General features: G+C 73.4%; 20 protein-coding genes and 1 tRNA gene. 11 read left to right on the top strand and 10 right to left on the bottom strand.

Translation table 11 applies throughout. From position 1 onward, the window contains the following. Nucleotides 1-71 precede the first annotated feature (71 nt). On the top strand, nucleotides 72-1,568 hold the full coding sequence (locus ACIGW2_RS23190; RefSeq protein ID WP_391655707.1) for a tetratricopeptide repeat protein: 1,497 nt from the start codon (nucleotides 72-74) through the stop codon (nucleotides 1,566-1,568). A gap of 165 nt (nucleotides 1,569-1,733) precedes the next feature. On the opposite strand, the gene hppD is transcribed toward ACIGW2_RS23190, so the two are convergent. Continuing rightward, a complete protein-coding gene (hppD, locus tag ACIGW2_RS23185; protein WP_391655708.1) occupies nucleotides 1,734-2,879 on the bottom strand; it encodes a 4-hydroxyphenylpyruvate dioxygenase in 1,146 nt (381 codons plus the stop codon). Between the two features lie 121 nt (nucleotides 2,880-3,000). On the opposite strand from hppD, the gene ACIGW2_RS23180 reads away from it, so the two are divergent. The 8 genes from ACIGW2_RS23180 to ACIGW2_RS23145 all read left to right on the top strand — a co-directional run bounded on the left by ACIGW2_RS23180 (nucleotide 3,001) and on the right by ACIGW2_RS23145 (nucleotide 9,938). Further along, on the top strand, nucleotides 3,001-3,483 hold the full coding sequence (locus ACIGW2_RS23180; RefSeq protein ID WP_356074749.1) for an Lrp/AsnC family transcriptional regulator: 483 nt from the start codon (nucleotides 3,001-3,003) through the stop codon (nucleotides 3,481-3,483). Between the two features lie 65 nt (nucleotides 3,484-3,548). Then, entirely contained in the window at nucleotides 3,549-4,196 is a 648-nt protein-coding gene (locus tag ACIGW2_RS23175; RefSeq protein ID WP_361583072.1) for an ABC transporter permease, read from the top strand. A 103-nt stretch (nucleotides 4,197-4,299) separates the two neighbouring features. Then, nucleotides 4,300-5,556, top strand: coding sequence for a betaine/proline/choline family ABC transporter ATP-binding protein (locus tag ACIGW2_RS23170; protein WP_391655709.1), 1,257 nt, complete (start codon nucleotides 4,300-4,302; stop codon nucleotides 5,554-5,556). Nucleotides 5,557-5,663: 107 nt separating this feature from the next. Then, the gene (locus tag ACIGW2_RS23165) at nucleotides 5,664-6,476 is read left to right on the top strand and encodes an ABC transporter permease (RefSeq protein WP_391655771.1); all 813 of its coding nucleotides are present in this window, start codon (nucleotides 5,664-5,666) and stop codon (nucleotides 6,474-6,476) included. Beyond that, complete coding sequence (locus ACIGW2_RS23160) at nucleotides 6,473-7,495, top strand: glycine betaine ABC transporter substrate-binding protein (protein ID WP_391655710.1); 1,023 nt, start codon at nucleotides 6,473-6,475, stop codon at nucleotides 7,493-7,495. The genes ACIGW2_RS23165 and ACIGW2_RS23160 overlap by 4 nt, the downstream gene beginning before the upstream one ends. Before the next feature lie 96 nt (nucleotides 7,496-7,591). Continuing rightward, complete coding sequence (locus ACIGW2_RS23155) at nucleotides 7,592-8,248, top strand: helix-turn-helix domain-containing protein (RefSeq protein ID WP_391655711.1); 657 nt, start codon at nucleotides 7,592-7,594, stop codon at nucleotides 8,246-8,248. 98 nt (nucleotides 8,249-8,346) lie between these two features. Continuing rightward, complete coding sequence (locus tag ACIGW2_RS23150) at nucleotides 8,347-8,571, top strand: hypothetical protein (RefSeq protein ID WP_391655712.1); 225 nt, start codon at nucleotides 8,347-8,349, stop codon at nucleotides 8,569-8,571. Between the two features lie 35 nt (nucleotides 8,572-8,606). Then, nucleotides 8,607-9,938 carry an MFS transporter gene (locus tag ACIGW2_RS23145; protein ID WP_391655713.1) on the top strand — a complete coding sequence of 444 codons (1,332 nt, stop codon included), beginning with the start codon at nucleotides 8,607-8,609 and terminating at the stop codon, nucleotides 9,936-9,938. Here the strand turns inward: ACIGW2_RS23145 and ACIGW2_RS23140 are convergent. Both ACIGW2_RS23140 and ACIGW2_RS23135 read right to left on the bottom strand, forming a co-directional pair. Beyond that, entirely contained in the window at nucleotides 9,871-10,674 is an 804-nt protein-coding gene (locus ACIGW2_RS23140; RefSeq protein ID WP_361583054.1) for a S16 family serine protease, read from the bottom strand. The two genes, ACIGW2_RS23145 and ACIGW2_RS23140, sit on opposite strands and share 68 nt — an antisense overlap. 34 nt (nucleotides 10,675-10,708) lie before the next feature. Beyond that, a complete protein-coding gene (locus ACIGW2_RS23135; protein ID WP_391655714.1) occupies nucleotides 10,709-11,746 on the bottom strand; it encodes an alpha/beta fold hydrolase in 1,038 nt (345 codons plus the stop codon). A gap of 82 nt (nucleotides 11,747-11,828) precedes the next feature. Here ACIGW2_RS23135 and ACIGW2_RS23130 point away from each other — a divergent pair, with 82 nt between their 5' ends. After that, nucleotides 11,829-12,806 (top strand): ArsR/SmtB family transcription factor, encoded by a 978-nt coding sequence (locus ACIGW2_RS23130; RefSeq protein WP_391655715.1) that lies wholly within the window; start codon nucleotides 11,829-11,831, stop codon nucleotides 12,804-12,806. Nucleotides 12,807-12,880: 74 nt separating this feature from the next. Here the strand turns inward: ACIGW2_RS23130 and ACIGW2_RS23125 are convergent, their stop codons facing one another. The 5 genes from ACIGW2_RS23125 to ACIGW2_RS23105 all read right to left on the bottom strand — a co-directional run bounded on the left by ACIGW2_RS23125 (nucleotide 12,881) and on the right by ACIGW2_RS23105 (nucleotide 18,069). Then, a complete protein-coding gene (locus ACIGW2_RS23125) occupies nucleotides 12,881-13,522 on the bottom strand; it encodes a helix-turn-helix domain-containing protein (protein ID WP_352080204.1) in 642 nt (213 codons plus the stop codon). Between the two features lie 415 nt (nucleotides 13,523-13,937). Next, the gene (locus tag ACIGW2_RS23120) at nucleotides 13,938-15,734 is read right to left on the bottom strand and encodes a DEAD/DEAH box helicase (RefSeq protein ID WP_356067035.1); all 1,797 of its coding nucleotides are present in this window, start codon (nucleotides 15,732-15,734) and stop codon (nucleotides 13,938-13,940) included. 105 nt (nucleotides 15,735-15,839) lie between these two features. Continuing rightward, complete coding sequence (locus ACIGW2_RS23115) at nucleotides 15,840-16,301, bottom strand: type II toxin-antitoxin system death-on-curing family toxin (protein WP_399845487.1); 462 nt, start codon at nucleotides 16,299-16,301, stop codon at nucleotides 15,840-15,842. Further along, a complete protein-coding gene (locus ACIGW2_RS23110; protein WP_399845485.1) occupies nucleotides 16,298-16,495 on the bottom strand; it encodes a hypothetical protein in 198 nt (65 codons plus the stop codon). The genes ACIGW2_RS23115 and ACIGW2_RS23110 overlap by 4 nt, the downstream gene beginning before the upstream one ends. A 71-nt stretch (nucleotides 16,496-16,566) precedes the next feature. Next, nucleotides 16,567-18,069, bottom strand: a complete 1,503-nt coding sequence (locus ACIGW2_RS23105; protein ID WP_399845483.1) for an MFS transporter — start codon at nucleotides 18,067-18,069, stop codon at nucleotides 16,567-16,569. Between the two features lie 187 nt (nucleotides 18,070-18,256). On the opposite strand from ACIGW2_RS23105, the gene ACIGW2_RS23100 reads away from it, so the two are divergent. Further along, nucleotides 18,257-18,328: transfer RNA gene (locus ACIGW2_RS23100), tRNA-Cys, on the top strand. 28 nt (nucleotides 18,329-18,356) lie between these two features. On the opposite strand, the gene ACIGW2_RS23095 is transcribed toward ACIGW2_RS23100, so the two are convergent. Together ACIGW2_RS23095 and ACIGW2_RS23090 are read right to left on the bottom strand one after the other, a co-directional pair. Next, a complete protein-coding gene (locus ACIGW2_RS23095) occupies nucleotides 18,357-19,043 on the bottom strand; it encodes a hypothetical protein (protein WP_391655719.1) in 687 nt (228 codons plus the stop codon). 1 nt (nucleotide 19,044) lies between these two features. Then, on the bottom strand, nucleotides 19,045-21,363 hold the full coding sequence (locus ACIGW2_RS23090) for a hypothetical protein (protein ID WP_391655720.1): 2,319 nt from the start codon (nucleotides 21,361-21,363) through the stop codon (nucleotides 19,045-19,047). Nucleotide 21,364 lies beyond the last annotated feature (1 nt).

Raw genomic sequence — 21,364 nt, 5'->3', positions numbered from 1 at the left:
GTGTGAACCCGCCGGGGAGCGGGTGCTGAGGTGCGCTTCGGACGGCCGGTGCCGGGCGCACAGTGTGCGCCATGAGACCCGAGAACGTGTCGCGGACGGTCCTCGCCTCGGGCGTGGGCGCGGTGCTCGCGGCGACGGCGCTGCTGTACGTGCCCGAGTTGGCCGGGCGGGATCCGGTGCGGGCGGCCGGGCCCGCGGAGCGGGCGACGAGCGCGGCCCGGGCCGGGGCGCAGGCGGCGCTGCCCGATCTGGTCGCGCTGATCGGCGACCGGGAGAAGTGGCTGCGGGCGCACCCCGAGGACACGGCGTCCTGGACGGTGCTGGGCTCGGCGTACACCGAGCGGGCGCTGCGGCGGGCGGATCCGGCGGACCTGAAGCGGGCCGGGGCGGCGCTGGAGCACGCGGGCGGCGGCCCGGACGGACAGGTGGCCCGGGCGGCCCTGGCGAACGCGCGGGGCGACTGGGCGGCCGGCCGGACCTGGGGCGAGCGGGCGCGGAAGGCGGACCCGAAGCGCTGGGCGGCGTACCCGGTGCTGATCGACGCGTACAACGGCCTCGGTGACTACCGGGCGGCGGGCAAGGCGGCCGAGAAGCTGGCCGAGCTGCACGCGGGGGCGGCGGTCAGCGGGCGTACGGCGCAGCTGTACCGCGACCGCGGTTGGCGCGAGGACGCGGGCGCGGCCGCGCTCGACGCGGTGGCGCTGGCGGAGACGGGCGCGGAGAAGGCTGCGGCGCTGTGCCGGCTCGGCGACCTGGCCTGGGAGCGGGGCGAGCCGGAGGAGGCGCTCGCGCAGTACGGGGCGGCCCTCGGGCTCGTCGGCGACCACGGGCCCTCGCTCGCGGGCCGGGCGCGGGCCCGGGCGGCGCTCGGCCGGACCGAGGAGGCGGTGCGCGACTGGCGGGCGGCCGTGGAGCGGCTGCCGCTGCCCGGGTACCTGCTGGAGGCCGGTGAGCTGGCCGAGGCGCTGGGCCGGGAGGAGGACGCGCGGGCGCTGTACGGGCGGCTGCGGGCGGGCCGCTGGCCGGACGCGGAGGTGGAGCTCGGCCTGCTCGACGCGGACCACGGCGACCCGGCGGCGGCGGTGCGGCGGCTGCGGGCGGCCTGGGCGGGCGGGCACCGTTCGGTGCGGGTCGCGGACGCGCTGGGCTGGGCGCTGTTCCGCGCGGGCGAGCCGAAGGAGGCGCTGGAGTTCGCGAAGCGGGCCACCGACGAGGGCCTGCGCAGCGCGATGTTCGCGTACCACCGCGGGGAGATCGAGCGGTCCCTGGGCGACCTGGGCCCGGCCCGCCGCCACCTCGCGGAGGCGCTGCGCACCAACCCGCACTTCTCTCCGCTGCTCGCGCCCCGCGCGAAGGAGTCGGCGACGGCGCTCGGGGACCTCCCCGACGAACTGCCGAAGGACGCGCTGGGCGCGCCGACGGCGGCCGGAGACGGTGCCGGCGCGGGCGCGGAGACCGGCGGGGCCGGCGCGGGCGCGGCGGCCGGAGACGGTGCCGGCGCGGGCGCGGAGACCGGCGGGGCCGGCGCGGGCGCGGCGGCCGGCGGGGGCGGTGCCGCGCGCGGCTGAGCCGTCGGGCGCTTTCCGCCCCGGGCCCCGGGCGAGCCCCCCGTACCCGCCCGGGGTGTCCCGGAGGTGCCCCGGTCGCGGTCGGCGTGCGCCGGGGCGTGCGAGGGGCCCGGCCGGACGACGTCCGGGACCGGGCCCCTCGTGTCAGGGGTGCGCGAGTGGCGGCTAGAGGTTGCCGCGCTTCTCCTGCTCGCGCTCGATCGCCTCGAAGAGGGCCTTGAAGTTGCCCTTGCCGAAGCCCATGGAGCCGTGGCGCTCGATCATCTCGAAGAAGACGGTCGGGCGGTCCTGCACCGGCTTGGTGAAGATCTGCAGCAGGTAGCCGTCCTCGTCGCGGTCGGCGAGGATCTTCAGCTCGCGCAGGGTCTCGATCGGCACGCGGGTGTCGCCGACCCACTCGCCGAGGGTGTCGTAGTACGAGTCCGGGGTGTCGAGGAACTGCACGCCGGCGGCCCGCATCGCGCGCACGGTGGCGACGATGTCGTTGGTGGCGAGGGCGATGTGCTGCACGCCGGCGCCGCCGTAGAACTCCAGGTACTCGTCGATCTGCGACTTCTTCTTCGCGATCGCCGGCTCGTTGATCGGGAACTTCACCTTGAGGGTGCCGTCGGCGACGACCTTCGACATCAGCGCCGAGTACTCGGTCGCGATGTCGTCGCCCACGAACTCCTTCATGTTCGTGAAGCCCATGACCTTGTTGTAGAAGCCGACCCACTCGTTCATCTTGCCGAGCTCGACGTTGCCCACGCAGTGGTCGATGGCCTGGAAGGTGCGCTTGGCCGGCGGCTCGACGATCGGCTGGGCGGCGACGTAGCCCGGCAGGTAGGGGCCGTCGTAGCCGGAGCGCTCGACGAGGGTGTGGCGGGTCTTGCCGTAGGTGGCGATGGCGGCGAGGACGACGGTGCCGTGCTCGTCCTTCTCCTCGTACGGCTCGACGAGGCCGGTGGCGCCCTGCTCGACGGCGTAGGCGTACGCGGCGCGCGCGTCCGGCACCTCGATCGCCAGGTCGATCACGCCGTCGCCGTGCTCGGCGACGTGCGCCTCGACGAAGCGGCCCCAGTCGGTGGAGGCCTTGATGACGGAGGTGAACACGAAACGGGCGGAACCGTTGGTGAGGACGTAGCTGGCGGTCTCGCGGCTGCCGTTCTCCGGTCCGGAGTAGGCGACGAGCTTCATGCCGAAGGCCGTGGAGTAGTAGTGCGCGGCCTGCTTGGCGTTGCCGACGGCGAAGACGACCGCGTCCATCCCCTTCACCGGGAAGGGATCGGCCTCACGCGCGGTGCCCGGGGTGTCATGCATGGTCTCAGTCATGGCAGCAGAGTCCCGCCGACTCGCAAGGTGCGCAATAGTTCGTTGTTTCACTGGTCAATCTGCACAGCGTGCCGTCAGTATGGGCGGACGACTTGTACATGATGACCACCGGGAGACCGCCGTGGCGATCGATCATCTGGACGGGCGGCTCATCGTGCTGCTCGCGCGGGAGCCCCGGATAGGGGTCCTGGAGGCCTCGCGCCGGCTCGGGGTGGCCCGCGGCACCGTGCAGGCCCGGCTGGACCGGCTTCAGTCGAACGGAGTCATCCGCGGATTCGGTCCGCAGGTCGACCCCGCGGCCCTCGGCTATCCGGTCACCGCCTTCGCCACGCTGGAGATCAAACAGGGCCAAGGCGCCGATGTGCGCGGGCACTTGGCGACCGTGCCGGAGGTCCTCGAACTGCACACCACCACCGGTCACGGCGACATGCTGTGCCGGCTCGTGGCCCGCTCCAACGCCGATCTCCAGCGGGTGATCGACCGGGTCGTCGGTTTCGATGGCATCGTCCGGGCCTCCACGGCGATCGTCATGGAGAACCCGGTCCCCCTGCGGATCATCCCGCTGGTGGAACAGGCCGCGGAGGACCCGCCCCCGCCGCGGTAGCCCCGCCGAGGCGGCCCTCGCCGCGGCGGTCCCTGCGGAGGGCGGCCCTTGCGGAGGGGACGCGCGTGAGCTTCTGGGAGTACCTGGGCAGCCGCCACCAGCAGCTGCTCACCGACGCCTTCCAGCACGCCAGCGCCGTCTTCCAGTGCATGGTGATCGCCACCCTGCTGGGCGTGCTGATCAGCGTGCTCACCTATCGCAGCCCCTGGGCGGGCAACCTGGCGATCCTGTCGACCGCCTCGCTGCTCACCATCCCGTCGCTCGCCGCGATCGGCCTGCTGATCCCGCTGGTCGGCCTCGGCGTGCCGCCGACCGTGATCACGCTGACGCTGTACGGACTCCTTCCGGTGGTCCGCAACGCGATCGTGGGCCTGCGCGGCGTCGACCCCGGCCTGGTGGACGCGGCCACCGGCATCGGCATGTCCCGGGCGGCCCGGCTGGTGCGGGTCGAACTGCCGCTGGCCTGGCCGCCGATCCTCACCGGCATCCGGGTGTCGACCCAGATGCTGATGGGCATCGCCGCCATCGCCGCGTACGCCTCGGGCCCCGGCCTCGGCAACGAGATCTTCCGCGGCATCGCCTCCCTGGGCAGCGCCAACGCGATCAACCAGGTGCTGGCGGGGACGCTCGGGATCGTGATCCTGGCGCTGCTCTTCGACGGGGCGTACGTCCTGCTCGGCCGGCTGACGATTCCGAGGGGGATCCGTGTCTGAACCCGCCCGCACCCCGCATGGACAGGACGCAGCCCACGCCTCGGACGGAGTGCGCGTCTCGGAGGCAGTGCGTGTCCCGGAGGGAGTGCGCGACTCGGAGGCAGTGCACGTCCGGGAAGGAGTACGCGTCTCGGACGGGGTGCACGGCGCGACCTCCGGGGCCTCGATCGTGCTGGAGGGGCTGACCAAGCGCTACCCCGGCAGCCACCAGCCCGCCGTGGACGACGTCAACATGGAGATCAAGGCGGGCGAGACCGTGATCTTCGTCGGCCCGTCGGGCTGCGGAAAGTCCACCACCCTGAAGATGATCAACCGCCTGATCGAGCCGACCTCCGGCCGGATCCGGATCGGCGACGAGGACGTCACGAAGATCGACCCGGTGAAGCTGCGCCGCAAGGTCGGCTACGCGATCCAGTCCTCCGGGCTGTTCCCGCACATGACGGTGGCCGAGAACATCGCCCTGGTCCCGAAGATGGTCGGCTGGTCCAAGTCCCGGGTGAAGGACCGGGTGGAGGAGATGCTCGACCTGGTCGGTCTCGACCCGCGCGAGTTCCACGGGCGCTATCCGCGCCAGCTCTCCGGCGGCCAGCAGCAGCGGGTGGGCGTGGCACGGGCGCTGGCCGCCGACCCGCCCGTGCTGCTCATGGACGAGCCCTTCGGCGCGGTCGACCCGATCACCCGCGACCACCTCCAGGACGAGCTCATCCGGCTCCAGCACGAGCTGCGCAAGACGATCGTCTTCGTCACCCACGACTTCGACGAGGCGATCAAGCTGGGCGACCGGATCGCGGTGCTGCGGGAGCGCTCGCACATCGCCCAGTTCGACACCCCCGAGGCCATCCTCACCAACCCGACGGACGACTTCGTGTCCGGTTTCGTCGGCGCGGGCGCGGCGCTCAAGCGGCTCAACCTCACCCGGGTCCGGGACGTCGGCATCGCCGAGTTCCCCACGGTGACGGTCGACGACCCGCTCCAGTCGATCTTCAACACCCTGCGCGGCAACCGCCACAACGAGCTGTTGATGCTCGACCGGCGCGGCCGCCCGTACAAGTGGCTGCGGCGCGGCGACCTGATGCGCGCCAAGGGCTCGCTGGCCCGCGCGGGCACCCTGGTGCACGACACGGTGACCCGGGACGCGACGCTGCACGACGCCCTGGAGGCGGTGCTCCTGGACAGCACGGGGCGGGTCGCGGTGACCGGGCGGCGCGGCGAGTACATCGGGGTGGTCGACATGGAGACCCTGATGAACTCGGTCCACGAACTCCTGGAGGCCGACCGGCTGGCCGCGATCGAGCACCAGCACGACCTGGAGGAGAGCCGCGCCCATCTGACCGAGCAGGAGCTGGAGGGCGGGGCGTGAGCGAGGAGGACGGCAGGACGGCGGTGGAGGGCCCGGGCGGGGGCGCGGGCGGCGGGCCGGGCGGGGGCCCGGGCGGCGGCCCGGGCGGGAGCCCGGCCGGCAGCCCGGTGGCGAGTCCGGTCGGGGGCGCGGCGGGGAGTCCGGTCGACGAGGAGGAGCCGGCGCCTCCGGCCGCTCCCCCGCGCCGGATCACCTGGCGCAAGCTCGTCGTCCTGCCCGCCTTCGTGGCGGTCGTGCTGCTCGCCACCGCCCTCTGGATCGCCAACGCCGACCTCGACTCCATCGCACGCAACGCCCTCGACAACGGCAACGTGCGGCTGCGCCTGTGGCAGCACGTGCAGCTGACCGCGATCTCCACCTTCTGGGTGCTGATCATCGCCGTCCCGCTCGGCATCGCCCTCACCCGGCGCGGCATCGACCGGGCGGCCCCCGTCTTCACCGCCGTCGCCAACGTCGGCCAGGCCACCCCGGCGATCGGCCTGCTCGCGCTCCTGGTGATCTGGCTGGGCATCGGCCCGTCCACCGCGATCATCGGCATGGTGATCTACGCGGTGCTGCCGGTGCTGTCCAACACGGTGGCCGGCCTGCGGGCCATCGACCCGCAGCTGGTGGAGGCCTCCCGGGGCATCGGCATGTCCGCGTTCGGCACCCTGTCCCAGGTCGAGCTCCCGCTGGCCGTCCCGCTGATCCTGGCGGGCGTGCGCACCGCGCTGGTCCTCAACGTGGGCACGGCGACCCTGGCGACCTTCGGCGGGGGCGGCGGGCTCGGCGACCTGATCACCTCCGGCATCCAGACCCAGCGGATGCCGGTCCTGGTGCTGGGCTCGGTGCTGACCGTGGCCCTGGCGCTGATCGTGGACTGGCTGGCCTCGCTCGCCGAGCTGTTGCTCACCCCGCGCGGCCTGGGGACGGCGGCATGAGCGGGGCGGCGGGCGGACGGGCCCGGGCGCTGCTGGCGGGCGGACGGGCCCGGGCGCTGCTGGCGGGCGGGCTCGCCGGGGTGCTCGCCCTGGCGGTCGGCGGCTGCGGGCTGAAGAGCGGTTCGCCGATGGTCGACGAGGTCTCGCCCGGTTCGGTCGGCCGGGGCCGGCCGCTGGAGGGCGCCTCGCTCACGGTCACGTCCAAGAACTTCAGCGAGAACATCGTCCTGGGCCAGATCGTCGGCCTGGTCTTCCGGGCGGCCGGGGCGGAGGTCCTGGACCGTACGAACCTCGCCGGTTCCATCAGCACGCGCGAGGCGGTCGTGAAGGGCGACGCCGACGCCCTCTACGACTACACGGGCACGGCCTGGATCACGTACCTCGGCAACGCCGAGCCCATCGAGGACCCGACCGAGCAGTGGAAGGCGGTACGGGACGCGGACCGCGCGAACGGCGTGGTGTGGCTGCCCCAGTCGACCCTGAACAACACCTACGCGCTCGCCATCAGCCGCGAGAACAACGCGAAGCACCGGCTGCGGACGCTCTCGGACGTGGCCGCGCTGGCGAAGAAGGACCCTGCGGCGGTGACCGTGTGCGTGGAGAACGAGTTCGCCTCGCGCGACGACGGACTGCCGGGGATGCAGAAGGCGTACGGGATGAGCCTGCCCGCCTCGAACATCCGGAAGATGGACGCCGGGATCATCTACACCCAGGTCTCGAAGTCCGACTCGTGCCTGCTCGGCGAGGTGTACACGACGGACGGGCGGATCAAGGCCATGGACCTGGTCGTCCTGGAGGACGACCGGCGCTTCTTCCCCAACTACAACGCGGCGCCGGAGCTGAACGCGAAGGCCTTCGCCGAGCACCCGGAGATCGCGGACCTGCTGGCCCCCGTGACGGCGAGGCTGACCACGGCGGTGGCGCAGGACCTGAACGCGAGGGTGGACGTGGAGGGGCGGGACCCGCACGAGGTGGCGAAGGAGTGGCTGCTCAAGGAGGGCTTCATCAAGGAGGGTTGAGCTGGGGGCAGCTCGCTCGGGCACCGCCGGGGAAGTTGCAAAGAAATTCTGCAAAAAGGGGTTGCAGAGAGTTTTTTGCAACTCTACTGTGGTGCCATGCCCGAGAACAGCGACGAGAAGACCGCCGAGAGCGCCGCCGAGCGCGAGCGCGCCCAGGAGCACGCTCGCGAGGCCGGCGCCCCGGGGCCGGCGAACCGGCTCCTCGACCCGCGCTCCCTGCGCGCGCTCGCGCACCCCCTGCGCATCCAGATGCTGCGCGCCCTGCGCCACCAGGGCCCGGCCACCGCCTCCCAACTCGCCGAGCGCCTGGGCGAGTCGAGCGGCGCCACCAGCTACCACCTGCGCCAGCTCGCGGCCCACGGCTTCGTGGAGGACGCCCCGGAGCTCGGCAAGGGGCGGGAGCGCTGGTGGCGGGCGATGCAGCAGGGCACCACCTTCGACGGCGAGCTGTACAAGAACCCGGATCCGGAGGTCCAGGGCGCCGTGGAGGTCTACCTCCACGAGATCGCGAACATCCACACCCAGGAGCTCAACACCTACCTCGGCACCCGCCACCAGTGGGACGACATCTGGCGGGACTCCTCCGACATGAGCGACTTCACGCTCCACCTGACGCCGGAGCGCGCGCACGAGCTCAACGAGAAGATCCACGCCCTGATCGAGGAGTACCGCACCGCCGACGCCTCCGAGGACGAGCGGAGCCAGCGGATACGGATGCACCTGCACTCCTTCCCGCAGCACGGCGTCAACTGACCCCGGGCCGACACCCGTACGCCCCCCCTCCAGTCCCGTCCAGTCCCGCCCCGTCCCGTCCCACTCCCCCGCGCAGCACCGACCGGAAAGGCCACCCCATGCACGCCGACATCCACCTGACGCTGCACCACCTCGCCGCCGCCGAGCGCGCGCGGTCGGCGGCCCTCGCCGCCCCGGCCGCCCGCACCACCGCACCCACCGCGCACGCCGCGCCGGTGCGGGTCCGACTCGGCTGGCAGTTCGTCGAGTTCGGCCTGCGGCTCGCCCTGCCCGAGGGCCGCCGGGACGCCGCCGCCCGCGCCGCGCACTCCCTGGCCGCCTGACGCCGGCCACCACCGGAAACCGGGGGGAATCCATCGTGCCCGCACGCACCGACACCCGCTCACGCCGGCCGCTGGCCGCCGTCCTGTCGGCCAACGCCGTCTCCATCAGCGGCAATTCGCTCACCCTCATCGGCGTCCCGTGGTTCGCCCTGGAGACCACCGGGAGCGCCGGCAAGGCGGGCCTGGTCGCCTTCTGCGCCGCCGTGCCCGTGGTCGTCTCCGCCATCGCGGGCGGACCCGTCATCGACCGGATCGGCCGCCGCCTGGTCTCCGTCGTCTCCGACCTCGTCTGCGCCCTCGCGCTCGCCGCGATCCCGCTGCTCAACGCGGCCGGGCTGCTGCACTTCTGGATGCTGTGCGCGCTGATGGGCGTCACCGGCCTCTTCCACGCGCCCGGCGAGACCGCCCGCCACGTCCTCGTCCCCGACCTCGCCCGGCACGCCGGCACCCCGCTGTCCCGTGCCGCCAGCCTCTACGACGCCGTCTCGCGCGGCGCCCGGATGACCGGCGCCGCCGTCGGCGGCCTCCTCGTGGCGCTGATCGGCGCCGACACGGTGCTGTACGTGGACGCCGGCACGTTCCTGGTCTCCGCACTGCTCGTGCTGGCCGGCCTGCGCGGCATACCGGCGGCCGAACCACTGCGCGACGCACCGGCGTTGAACCTCACCGCCTACCGCGCCGACCTGCGCGAGGGCTACGCCTTCCTGCTGCGCACCCGGCTGCTGCTCGCCGTCGACCTCATGGTGATGGTCACCAACGGGCTCGCGCTCAGCTGGAGCGCGGTGCTGCTGCCGATCCACGCCCGCGAGGAGCTGGGCGGCGCGGCCGCGCAGGGCCTGCTGGTCGCCGTCTTCGGCGGCAGCGCCCTCGCCGGCGCGCTGCTCTACGGCGCGGTGGGCCACCGCTTCCCTCGCCGGCCGGTGTTCACCGTCGGCTTCCTGATATCCACCGCGCCGATCCTCACGGCCGCGTTCACCGACACCGTCGCGCCGATGGTGGTGGCGGGGGTGCTCGGCGGGCTGGGCGCCGGGGTGCTCAACCCGATCCTCACCACCGCCTTCTACGAGACGGTGCCCGAGGAGCTGCGCAGCCGCGTGGGCGGCGCCAGCACCGCCGCGGTGCTGCTCACCACCCCGCTCGGCGGCCTGGCCGCCGGCTTCCTGGTCGAGAGCGTCGGCATCACGGGCGCACTGCTCACGATCGGCGGGGCGTACGTCCTGGCCACCCTGTCGCCGCTGCTCTTCCCGGTCTGGCGCGAGCTGGACGCCCCGGCGGCAGGCACCGGTCCGGCCGTGGCGGCTAGCAGCTCGGGACCTGGGACTCCTGACCCTGCTCCAGTGCCCGGAGGGACGCCACCGCGTCGCTGAGGGCGGTGACCGGGACCAGGCGCAGCCCCTTGGGGGCCTCGGCCCGCGCGTCGGAGCACTCGGCCTTCGGGACGAGGAAGACGGTGGCGCCGTCGCGCGCGGCGGCCTGCGTCTTCAGGGACACCCCGCCGACCGCGCCGACGGTCCCGTCGGGCTCGATCGTGCCCGTACCGGCGACGGTCCGGCCGCCGGTCAGGTCGCCGCCGTCGCCGTCCCCGTCGATCTTGTCCACGATGCCGAGGGAGAACAGCAGTCCGGCGCTCGGGCCGCCGACGTCGGCGAGGTGGAGGGTGACCTTGACCTTCTTCGGGTCCAGCTTGAGGTAGCCGAGGGCGGCGAGGGTCGCCGCGTCCTGCGACTCCTTCATCTGGCCCAGGTTGTGCTGCTCGATCTCCTCGTCGGACTGCCCGGTCGGATACACCGAGGACTTCGGCAGCACCGCCCGGTCGGTGCGGAACCACGCCTCGGCCACGTCGCCCAGGTCGATCGAGGCGGACGGCCCGGTCGCCAGGATCGTCGTCATCCGCAACTGCCCCTCGGTGGGCCGGACCGGGACGCCGCTGACGGTGATCACCTCACGGCCCTGGTCCTTGCCGAGCACGTCGGCGGTCGTACCGGGCTGTGCGACGGCGTACGGCAGCGGCGCGAGCCCGGCGACGGCGAACAGCGCGGCGACGGGCAGGGCGCAGAGCGCGAGGGCACGGCCGCGCGGGAGACTGGCGAGACGGGAGAGCACGCCCCCAATCTACTGGGCGCCCGCCGGAGGCCGCCTACGGCAGGTGGCGGGCGAAGAAGCGGCCGACGCGGTGGCGTACGGCGGCGATCGTACGGGCCGGCTCGCCGGGGCCCACCAGGCCGGTCCGGGCCTCGGGCGTGACCAGGCCGGCGGCGGCGAGGCGGGGCACGAGGGCGGCGTAGTCGGTGAAGGCCCAGTGGCCCGCGTCGCGCAGCAGCGCCCGCTCCCCCGGGACCCCGGCCCAGGAGCTGTCGATCCGTTCGGCGCCCTCGGCGAAGCCGTCGGTGCGGAAGAGCAGCAGCGGCCGGCCGGTGTCCGGCACCGGCGCGAGGTCGAGGTAGCCCTCCAGGTCGGCGACGGCCCGGACCCGGGGGTCGCGGCCGGCGGCGTACACGGCGGCGGTGCCGCCGGCGGAGTGCCCGTAGATCCCGATGCCGTGCGCCTCCGGCAGCAGGTCGGGCACCCGGTCGAGCACGAGGCGGAGGTCGGCGACCCGGGTGTCGATCATGGTGCGGAAGGTCGCCGGGTCCGGCGGCCCCACGAGGACGGTGGTGCGCAGCCCGGTCGGCAGTTCCACCTGGCTCGCGTCACCGGGGTGGTCGACCAGGACCACGGTCCGGCCGTGACTCGCGAGGTCCTCGGCCAGGCCGCTGCCGAGGGCGCGGCAGTCCCCGCCGCCCGGGCTGTAGAGCAGCACGGGCCGCCGCCCCGGCAGCGGCGGTGCGCCGACGTGCCCGTGGGTCAGGACGGCACCCCAGTCCACCGTGCCCTCCGCCGGGAGCCCGGGATGGATCCAGGGGGCCAGTCCGGCGAACGCCCGGGCCTCGTCCGGGGTCAGCTGCGGGGCGCGCGGGCAGCCGCGCACCCCGGCGGCCGGGTAGAGGACGGTGAGCATGAGCGCGCGCGGCCCGCCGATCCACGGGTCGGTGCGGGACGGGTCGGTGAGGTGGACGGTGCGCAGACCGACGGGGTACGGGCCGGTGGGCCCGGGCAGCGGCAGCGCGGGCGCCGACGTCCCGGGGGCGAGGGGCGCGATCAGGGCGGCTTTGAGGAGGGTGCGTCGGGAGGTCATGGCAGCATCCTGGGAGCGGACCGGGCCGGGCCGCGAAGGTTCAGGCCGTGGCCGAAAGGCGGGCGGGGAGCGGGGAGTTGCGGTGCTGCGGATCCACCTCACGACGGACGACCTCGCGCGGATGCGCTTCGCGCCCCGCCCGGCTCCGCTCCAGGAGCTCCACGCGGCCCTGACGACCGCCGTGACCCCCGGCCCGGGCCCCCTGCTCCTCGCCCGCTGGCGCGCCCGGGTGCTGCGCGCCCTGCCGGCCGCCGCGGAACCGCTGGCCGACCTGGTGCCGGGCGGGCACCCGCCGGCCTTCCTCGACGTCCTCGGCGACTCCCTGGAGGAGGCCTTCGAGCGGATCCGCGCGACCCGCCCGGAGCAGGTCCGCGCCGAGCTGGAGCGGGTGTACGGGGCGGGGGCGGCCCGCCCGGCGCCACGCTGGATCCACGCGCTGCACGCGGGCGGGACGGCGCCCTGGCGGACGGTGCGCCGGGCCCAGCGGGCCGCGTACGAGGCGGTCCTGGCGCCGGTGTGGCCGCGGGTCCAGGACCTGCACCGCGAGGCCTTCGCCCGACACGCCCTGGCGGTCGCCGAGCACGGCCTGGCCGCCGCGCTCACGTGCCTGGCGCCGGGCAGCCGCTTCGACGGCGCCGTCTGGGAGTGGCCGTCCGCCGCCGCCCGCGAGGTCCACGTGGCCGGCCGCGGCCTGGTGCTGCTGCCGAGCTTCCACCATCCCTCGGGGCCGCTCGTCCAGGACCTCCCGGCCCGCCCGGTGGTCCTCACCTTCCCGGCGACCCCCGGCCTCCCGCCCGTACCGGACGAGGACAACACCCCCGACGAGCCGCTGGCGGCCGCCCTGGGCCGCACCCGCGCGGAACTCCTCCGCCTGCTCGCCACCCCGCACACGACCACGGAGCTGGCCCGCGCCCTCCACGTGAGCAACGCGACCGCCTCCGAACACGCGGCGGCCCTCCGTACGGCCGGCCTCGTCACGACCACCCGCACGGGCAGATCGGTCCACCACACCCGCACACCGGTCGCCGAACTGCTCCCGGGCCTCCGCCCGGGAGGCTGAGCGGCGCGGCGGGCCCACGGACCCAGGCCGTCCCTGGAGCCCGGGGCCCCGGCGCCCGATGCTGAACAGTCCGCCTAGCGCAACGCGTCCGCGACCTCGCGGGCCGCGTCGACGACGCGGGGGCCGACGCGTTCCGGGACGGCGTCGGCGAGCATGACCACGCCGACGCTGCCCTCGATGCCCGTGACGCCGACCAGGGGCGCGGCGGCGCCGCTGGCGCCGGCCTCCAGTTCGCCGTGGGTGAGGGTGAAGCCGGGTTCGATGAGCTCGCCCTGTCGGGCGGCGAGGATGGCGCGGCCGGCCGCGCCGCGATCGAGCGGGTGGCGGAAGCCGGCCCGGTAGGCCACGTGGTAGTCGGTCCAGGTCGGCTCGACGACGGCGACGGCGAGCGCCTCCGCGCCGTCGACCAGGGTGAGGTGGGCCGTGGCCCCTATGTCCTCGGCGAGCGAGCGCAGCGCGGGCAGCGCGGCCTCCCGCACCAGCGGGTGGACCTGGCGGCCCAGGCGCAGCACGCCGAGCCCGACCCGGGCGCGGCCGCCGAGGTCGCGGCGGACCAGGGCGTGCTGTTCGAGCGTGGCCAGCAGGCGGTAGACGACGGTCCGGTTGACGCCGAGTCGGTTGGACAACTCGGTGACGGTCAGGCCGTGGTCGGTGTCGGCGAGCAGTTTGAGGACTCGAAGTCCCCGGTCGAGCGTCTGGGAGGTCTCCGCGGTCACGACGCCCTCTCCTTCGGAGGCAGTGACGGCGGACTCGTACGGGAGCTGCGGCACCGGTCCCATCGGCGACGCACGTCAGAGGCCGCCGGCAGGACGGGGTACACCGGCTGCGCTCCGCGGCGGCGCTGCCACGGGGCGTTTGCTTGAGCCGGGACAGTAGCGACCTGCTCCGCTCAGCGGAAGACCTCGTCCAGAATCCGGGCGCGAGCGACCGGATACGGGCGGTTCGAGACCTAAGTCGGCCGAACGGGGGACTTTGGCGGACAAGATCACCCCCCGTGCGCCCTGGAAAAGGGCCCTCGTGGGCCCCGTCCCGAGCCCGATCCGGCCCCCGGACACGGCCCGGTCCCAGGCTCGGACACGGCCGAGGCCCGTACGCGCTCGGCGTACGGGCCTCGAACCGCCCACGGGGTGCTCAGCGCATCCGCGTGGCCCACTCCTGCACCTTCTTGATCCGCTCGCGGATCTGCCCGGCGGTCGCCTCCGCGCTCGGCGGGCCGCCGCACACCCGCCGCAGCTCGGTGTGGATGACGCCGTGCGGCTTGCCGCTCTGGTGCACGTACGCGCCGACCATCGTGTTGAGCTGCTTCCTGAGTTCGAGCAGCTCCTTGTGGGAAACGACGGGCCGCCGCTCCGCCGGAAGCTCCAACAGGTCGGCCTCGCTGTCCGGCTTCTTGCGGCTGTGCGCGATCTGCCGGGCCTGCCGCTTCTGGAGCAGCAGCTGCACCTGGTCGGGTTCGAGGAGACCGGGGATGCCGAGGTAGTCCTGCTCCTCCTCGCTGCCCGGGTGGGCCTGCATGCCGAACTCGGCGGCGTTGTAGAGGACGCGGTCGAAGACGGCGTCGGACTCCAGCGCCTCGAAGGGCAGCATGTCCTGCTCGCCGGTGTCCTCGTCCTGCTGCTTCTCCGCCTCCGCCATCTCCTTCTCGGACTCGGCGTACGGGTCCTCGTCCTCACCGGCCTTCTTCGGCTTGTCGAGCACGTGGTCGCGCTCGACCTCCATCTCGCTGGCGAAGCCGAGCAGGCTGGGGATGGTGGGAAGGAACACGGACGCGGTCTCGCCGCGCCTGCGGGATCGCACGAAGCGCCCGACCGCCTGCGCGAAGAACAGCGGGGTCGAGATGGTCGTCGCGTACACGCCGACGGCGAGCCGCGGCACGTCGACGCCCTCGGACACCATGCGGACCGCGACCATCCAGCGGTCGGTGTTCTCGCTGAACTCGTCGATGCGGCTCGACGCGCCGGCGTCGTCGGAGAGCACGACGGTGGCCTTGGTGCCGGTGATCTCGCGGATCAGCTTGGCGTAGGCGCGGGCCGAGTCCTGGTCGGAGGCGATGACGAGGCCGCCGGCGTCCGGGATCGACTTGCGGACCTCGGTGAGCCGCTGGTCGGCGGCGCGCAGCACGTTCGGCATCCAGTCGCCGCGCGGGTCGAGCGCGGTGCGCCAGGCCTGCGAGATGGCGTCCTTGGTCATAGGCTCGCCGAGCCGCGCGGCGATCTCGTCGCCGGCCTTGGTGCGCCAGCGCATGTTGCCGCTGTAGGAGAGGAAGATGACCGGCCGGACGACGCCGTCGCCGAGCGCGTTGCCGTAGCCGTAGGTGTAGTCGGCCGAGGAGCGGCGGATGCCGTCGTTCCCCTCCTCGTACGTGACGAAGGGGATGGGGTTGGTGTCGGAGCGGAAGGGCGTGCCGGTGAGGGCGAGCCGGCGGGTGGCCGGTTCGAAGGCCTCCAGGCAGGCCTCGCCCCAGGACTTGGAGTCACCGGCGTGGTGGATCTCGTCGAGGATGACGAGGGTCTTGCGCTGTTCGCTGCGGTTGCGGTGGAGCATGGGCCGCACGCCGACGCCGGCGTACGTGATGGCGATCCCGTCGTACTCCTTGCTGAGCGGCCCGGCGCTGTAGTCCGGGTCCAGCTTGATCCCTATCCGCGCCGCGGCGGCCGCCCACTGCTTCTTCAGGTGCTCGGTGGGGGCGACGACCGTGACCTGCTGCACCACGTGGTGGTGCAGCAGCCAGGACGCGAGGGTCAGCGCGAAGGTGGTCTTGCCGGCGCCGGGCGTGGCGACCGCGAGGAAGTCACGGGGCTGCTCCTGGATGTACTTCTCCATCGCGCCCTGCTGCCAGGCTCGCAGCTTGTTGGCGGTGCCCCAGGGAGCACGGCCGGGGAAGGCGGGAGAGAGGTGGTGTGAGGAGGTGGCGGTGGTAGTCACGATCTCCGGTTCGACGCTCGTCCAGATATGACAACCGGGCCACCTTACCGGTGCGACCGGCGCGACCCGGCAGGAACGAGCCCGTGCCGCCCGCGCGTGAGAGAGTCCTCACAGCCCGGGCCGCAGCCCCCGCAGACGCCCCGCTATGTCCCGTATGTCGGCCAGTTCCCCGCTCGCGACGCCGATGACCAGCTCGTATGCCCGGTCCTGGTCGGCCTCGGCGAGATCCACTCCGTTGACGGCGAGGAAGACGGCGGCGGAGAGCCAGGCGGCGCGCTTGTTGCCGTCGACGAAGGGGTGGTTCGAGGCGAGGGCGTGCAGCAGCACGGCGGCCTGCTCGTACACGTCCTCGTACGCGCTGGTCCCGAACATGCGGGCCCGCGGCCGGTGCACGGCCGACTCCAGGAGCCCGGGCGCGCGCAGCTCCGGGTCGCCGTCGCCGGTGAAGGCGAGGCGGGCGACGGCGGCGACCTCGGCGACGGTGAGGAAGCGGGTGCCAGTCCCGCTCCCGGTCCCGTTCCCGCTCCCGGTCCCGGTCAGGGTCCCGGTCTCGCTTCGGATCCCGCTCATGCGCCGAGCCTCCTCAGGAGGGCACCGTGCCGCAGGGCGAGCCGCTGGGCCTCGTGGCGTACGAGGGTGGCCTCCACGGCCACGAAACGCCGCAGGGCCTCGTCGACGAGCTCCTCGACGGGGACGCCGCGGGCGTCGGCGAGGTCGGCGAGCCCGGGCGGGACGGGGACGGTGATCTTCTCGGACGGGGACATGCGAGGACGGTAGTGGGGCTCGTGGCCCCCGGTCGATCCGTTTTCGCGCCTCCGTCCGGAGCGCCCGCCCGTCAGTCCTCGGTCGTGCGGTCCGCTTGGTGCGCGTGCAGCCGGGTGGCGACCCAGCCGCCGACCGCGGCGACGCCGGCCATGGGCAGGAAGACGGCGGCGAAGGCGGCCGGGTGCGAGCCGGTGGCGGCGCCCGCAGCGGAGACGGCGTGGCCGACCGCGCCGCCGCCGAGCGCGGCGAAGGCGGCGCCGCCGGCGGCCAGCAGGAGGGCGTTGGAGAGGCCGTCGGAGATCTGGAGGGCGGCGGAGTTCGCGCCGGCCTCCTCGGGCGCGGAGAGCTTGAGCAGCAGGACGCTGGTGGAGGCGATGACCATGCCCATGCCGAAGCAGCCGAAGGCCCAGGCGACGGCGACCACCCACACCGGCACGCCCTCCATCAGCACGCTCGGGGCGGCGGCGATGGACGCGGCGACCAGCACCATGCCGCCGACGACGAGCCGCTCGCGGTACGGCTCCGTGCGCGGCCGGGACTGCACCCAGGAACCGAGCGCCCAGGTCAGGCCACCGACGGCGAGCGACAGCCCGGCGAGGGTGGGGCTCAGTCCGCGCTGGGTGACCAGCATGAGCGGGACGAAGGACTCGGCCGCGATGAAGGACCCGGCCGCGATGCCGCGCAGCAGCACGACGGACGGCAGCCCGCGGGCGGCCCGGTAGGTGCCGCGGGGCAGCAGCCCGCGCACGGCGGGCACGAGCAGCGCGGCCCCGGCCGCGGCGGGCAGCAGGGACAGCCAGCGCAGCTCCTGCCCGGCGTACTGCAGCAGGGCCGCGCCCAGCGATATCGCGAACGCCAGCCGGATCCGCCGCCGGTCCCAGACCGCGACGGGCGCGTCCGGGTCGGCGGGCCCGGAGGCGGTGCGCCGGATCGCGGGCAGCGCGAGCGCCAGCGGGAACACGACGAGGGCCGGGATGCCGACGAAGACCCAGCGCCAGCCGAGCTGCTCGGTGATCGTCCCGGAGGCCAGCGGCCCGACGACCGAGGGCACGACCCAGCTCGCGGCGAACGCCGCCATGATCGCGGGCCGCAGGTGCTCCTCGTAGGCCCGGCTGATCACCACGTACAGCGCGACGATCACCAGCCCGCCGCCGAGGCCCTGGACGGCCCGCCCGAGGATGAACAGCCACATCGCCCCGGCCGTCCCGGACAGCAGCAGCCCGGCCGCGAAGCAGCTCATCCCGACGCCCAGCGGCCCGAGCGGCCCGCTCCGGTCCGCCCACTGCCCGGACAGCACCATCCCGAAGAGGCTGGTGGTGAAGTACGCCGAGAACGCGAACGCGTACAGCGGCACCCCGTCCAGCTCCCGCGCCGCGACGGGCATCGCCGTCCCGACGGCGGTCGCCTCGAAGGCGATCAGCAGCACGACGGACACGATCCCGATGCTGAGCGCCCGGTGCCCCCGGTCGAGCACGGACCCGCCGCCTGCGGATCCGGACGGCACGGCGGCGGCTTGCGGTGCGGCGGCGTCGGCATCGGTGGCGGCGACGTCCCGCGGTTCGAGGGCGCTCATGTGCCCAGAGTAAGGGCCGTACCCGGATATGGCCCCTGTCCGGAGTCCCATCCCTCCTGCCCCGAAGGTCGTACGACCTCCCCCGGCCACACCGCCCCCGTGAACGCCGTATGGCAGTCGTGTTGCAGCCCCGCCCCACCCATTGAGCCCGCTCCCCGGCCCCGCCTAACGTCGTTCTCGTCACCACGACCGTGTGCCCGAGTGGTTGAGGGGCTCGCCTGCAAAGCGAGTTACGTCGGTTCGATTCCGATCACGGTCTCGCAGAGAGCACGAAGGGGGCGGCTCCCTCAGGGAGCCGCCCCCTTCGTGTCCACCCCGCCCTTGGGGAGCGGGGCGGGCACGCCGACGGCCAGCTTGGTGTCGGTGCAGCCGAGTTCCGCGGCGACGTGCCGGGCGGCGGCGTTGGCCAGGGTGACCAGGCGGGTGCGGCGCTGCGGGTCGGTCTCGGCGGTGCCGTCCGGGGCGGAGGCCTCGGTCTCGATGACGATGCCCCGGTCCGAGGGCTTGGGCCTGCAGGGGAAGTACACCTTGGCGTGGCCGTGCGTGGCGAAGGCCCGCGCCCCCGACGCGTACCAGGTGGTGGCGGTGAGCCGCGGGTCCTGCCCGGGGGCCTCGGCGACCCCGTTCACGAGGAGGGTGAGGTCCTGGCCGTCCGGGGTGGCGGGCCGGAGCCGGCAGTACGTGTGGCCCTGGGGGCGCGCCGGGTTCTCCTGCCCCGCGCGGACCAGCTCGCGCAGCTCCGCGACGGCACGGTCGGGGTGGCTCGCCCCTTCCTCGTACCGCTCCGCGCCCATCACGCCCTTCAGCGCCGCCGCCGTCGCGGCGTCCTCCGCGAAGCCGCCGCACACCTCGGCCGCCGCCCTGGTCCGCGACCCGGCGGGCTCGGCGCCACCACCGGAGCATCCGGCGAGGACGGCGGCGGCCGTCAGGGCCACGGCGGCCTTCGCGGCCTTCGCGAGGGGCATACCGCGCATGTCAGTCCTTCTCGTACGGGTCGGGCAGGGAGTTGTCGCGCGAATGCGTCCGGGCGCTGCGCACGTAGTTGACGAGTTCCTCGTCGAGGTAGTTGCGGTCGGTCTCGCTCCAGCCGGGGGCGTTGGCGTAGGCGATGCCGGGGCGCAGGGCGTTCTCCTTGCCCATGGCGAGGGCCTCGTCCCTGAGGTCGTCGGACTTCTTCTTGAGGAGCTCGTCCTTCTCGTACTTCTCTGCGATGTCGTCCGCCTCCATGCCGAGGAAGGTCACGACCGCGCCGCCGACGGTCTCGGTGGCGAGCGGCACGAGGGCGCCGCCCGCGCCGCCGGTGAGGGCGGCGACACCGCCGGCGGCCACGGCGCCGACGCCGAACTTGACCCACTCCGTCGTCCGGCCGACGGCCTTCTTGTGCTCCTCGGAGTCCTTCTCGTAGTCCTTGTCGATCTGCGCCATGCGGGACTCGTCCATGATTCCCTGCGCCTCGGAGCCGATGCGGAGGGTCGTGCGCGCGTCGGTGAGGTCCTTCTCCCCGAAGTGGGAGCCGGGCTTGGGGCCGACCTCGTCGAGCACGCTCGACGTGTAGAGCATCTCGGCCTGGGAGAGGGTGGCGTGGCCGCTCTCGCTCTGGGACACGATGCCCATGAAGTTGACGGCGTCACCGCGGTTCCAGAGCAGCTTGGTGTCGAACTCGGAGCCGAAGCGGGAGTGCCCCTTGCCGTCGTCGAAGCCGAAGGGGGAGTTCTTCTTCTCCTCCGTCGCCGTGTCGAAGTCGGTCTCCAGGGAGCGGTTGAGCTCGTCGATGTAGGCGGCGCCCATCTTGCCGAGGCTGTCGTCGATGCCGGGCTGCTCGTGCATGTACTTCGGGTCGCTGCCGTAGCGCTCCACGACCTTCTGCATGATCTCGGCGGTCTCCTTGGTCCGCGCGTCCTTCAGGCCTTCGGGGTCGGCGTCGTAGGAGTGGCCCGTGGTCGCCGCCTCCAGGGCGTGGCCGAGGGCGTTGTAGCCGGGCTCCTTGGACAGGTCGCCCTTGTCGTCGATCTCATCGGGCCACTTGCGGTCCTTGGTGAGGTAGTCGAAGGCGTCGAGCTTCTTGTCGTCCTTGGTGTTCTCGGGGGTCAGGTCGACATCGCCGTTGAAGAAGTCCGTGGCCGCCTTCGGGTTGTGGCCGAGCGACTCCATGAAGCCGACCATGGGGTCCTGGCCGAGTCCGCCGCCCTGCCAGTTGAGGTGGCCGGTCATGCCGCCCATCTGCTGCCAGGCGCGGTCGGCGGGCAGCCGCCCGTCGTAGGTCAGTTTGCGCTCGGTGGCGAGCAGCCCGGTGCCGTAGTCCTTGAGGAACCTGTCGTCGAAGTCGCCGACGCGCATCAGGTTGCTCATGACCTGGAAGCCGTACGGGTGGGTGCCGCGGGTCTGGATCGGCTCGGCGCCCGCCTTGATCAGGTCGGCCTTCCACTGCTCCATCTCGGGGCTGTGGGAGTGGGTCGCGGAGGCGAGCGTGAGGCTCCAGTTCTTCTGGAGCTCGGCGAGCTTGTCGCGGTGGTCGGCGCCGAGCCGCGAGCCGTCGCTGGGGTCGCCCATGTCGGCCCAGTACTGCAGGCTGCCCTTGGGGCCGACCTCCAGGGCGAAGCGCTCGGCGAAGTAGGGGTCCTCGGCGTTGGCCTTGAAGAGGGCGTTGAGCTCGTCGATCTCCTTGGGCGAGGCGTCGTCGCCCTTCTTGTAGAGGTCGTAGGCCTTCTTGGCGTCCTCGGCGTCCTGGGCCTTCGACGCGGCCTTGAGCGACTCGTAGTTCGTGTCGGAGAAGTTGTTCTTGTCCTTTCCGACGAGGCCGCGCAGGGCACGGGAGGCGACGTCGTCGGCGTCGTTGGCGCGGTCGAGAGCGGCCTTGATGGCACTCCGCATCGCCTCGAAGTCAGCCTCGGTGGGCTTCGGTCCGTCGTAGTCCTTCGCCCGCCGGTCGGGATGGATCAGATAGCTGACGGTGCCGTCGGGGTCGATGCGGATGCCCTTGCCGGGCGCCTCCGTGACGCACTTCTCCAGGGCGCTCTTCGCCGCCTCGAACTCGCCGTGGGCGTCGCGGAGGATGTTGCGGATGCTGGTGGCCTCGGTGAGCGCGTCACCGAACTCCTTGGCGGTCTTGCGCACGAACTCCTGGGTGACGCCGGCGTTCTGGCCCTTCCAGTCGGCCTTGTCGGACTTCGTCCGAAGCCCCGTCTCGGCCTTCTCCTTGGTCTTCGTCAGCTTCGAGACCGTCTCGCCCCAGGCGGTGACGGCCTGATCGAGGCCGCCGAGCCGGGCGTGCAGCACCTGATCGAACTTCAGCATG

This window comes from Streptomyces sp. NPDC053541, assembly GCF_044544705.1.
Lineage (GTDB): Bacteria > Actinomycetota > Actinomycetes > Streptomycetales > Streptomycetaceae > Streptomyces.
Note: the sequence above shows the minus strand (reverse complement) of the source record. Positions and strands in the feature narration are given on the sequence as shown.

Excerpts from the sequence above, each read along its gene's own strand:
- ACIGW2_RS23090 (WP_391655720.1), bottom strand. The coding sequence starts at position 21,363 with ATGCTGAAGTTCGATCAGGTGCTGCACGCCCGGCTCGGCGGCCTCGAT.
- ACIGW2_RS23105 (WP_399845483.1), bottom strand. The coding sequence starts at position 18,069 with ATGAGCGCCCTCGAACCGCGGGACGTCGCCGCCACCGATGCCGACGCC.
- ACIGW2_RS23095 (WP_391655719.1), bottom strand. The coding sequence starts at position 19,043 with ATGCGCGGTATGCCCCTCGCGAAGGCCGCGAAGGCCGCCGTGGCCCTG.
- ACIGW2_RS23150 (WP_391655712.1), top strand. The coding sequence starts at position 8,347 with ATGCACGCCGACATCCACCTGACGCTGCACCACCTCGCCGCCGCCGAG.
- ACIGW2_RS23110 (WP_399845485.1), bottom strand. The coding sequence starts at position 16,495 with ATGTCCCCGTCCGAGAAGATCACCGTCCCCGTCCCGCCCGGGCTCGCC.
- ACIGW2_RS23155 (WP_391655711.1), top strand. The coding sequence starts at position 7,592 with ATGCCCGAGAACAGCGACGAGAAGACCGCCGAGAGCGCCGCCGAGCGC.
- ACIGW2_RS23190 (WP_391655707.1), top strand. The coding sequence starts at position 72 with ATGAGACCCGAGAACGTGTCGCGGACGGTCCTCGCCTCGGGCGTGGGC.
- hppD (WP_391655708.1), bottom strand. The coding sequence starts at position 2,879 with ATGACTGAGACCATGCATGACACCCCGGGCACCGCGCGTGAGGCCGAT.
- ACIGW2_RS23160 (WP_391655710.1), top strand. The coding sequence starts at position 6,473 with ATGAGCGGGGCGGCGGGCGGACGGGCCCGGGCGCTGCTGGCGGGCGGA.
- ACIGW2_RS23135 (WP_391655714.1), bottom strand. The coding sequence starts at position 11,746 with ATGACCTCCCGACGCACCCTCCTCAAAGCCGCCCTGATCGCGCCCCTC.
- ACIGW2_RS23115 (WP_399845487.1), bottom strand. The coding sequence starts at position 16,301 with ATGAGCGGGATCCGAAGCGAGACCGGGACCCTGACCGGGACCGGGAGC.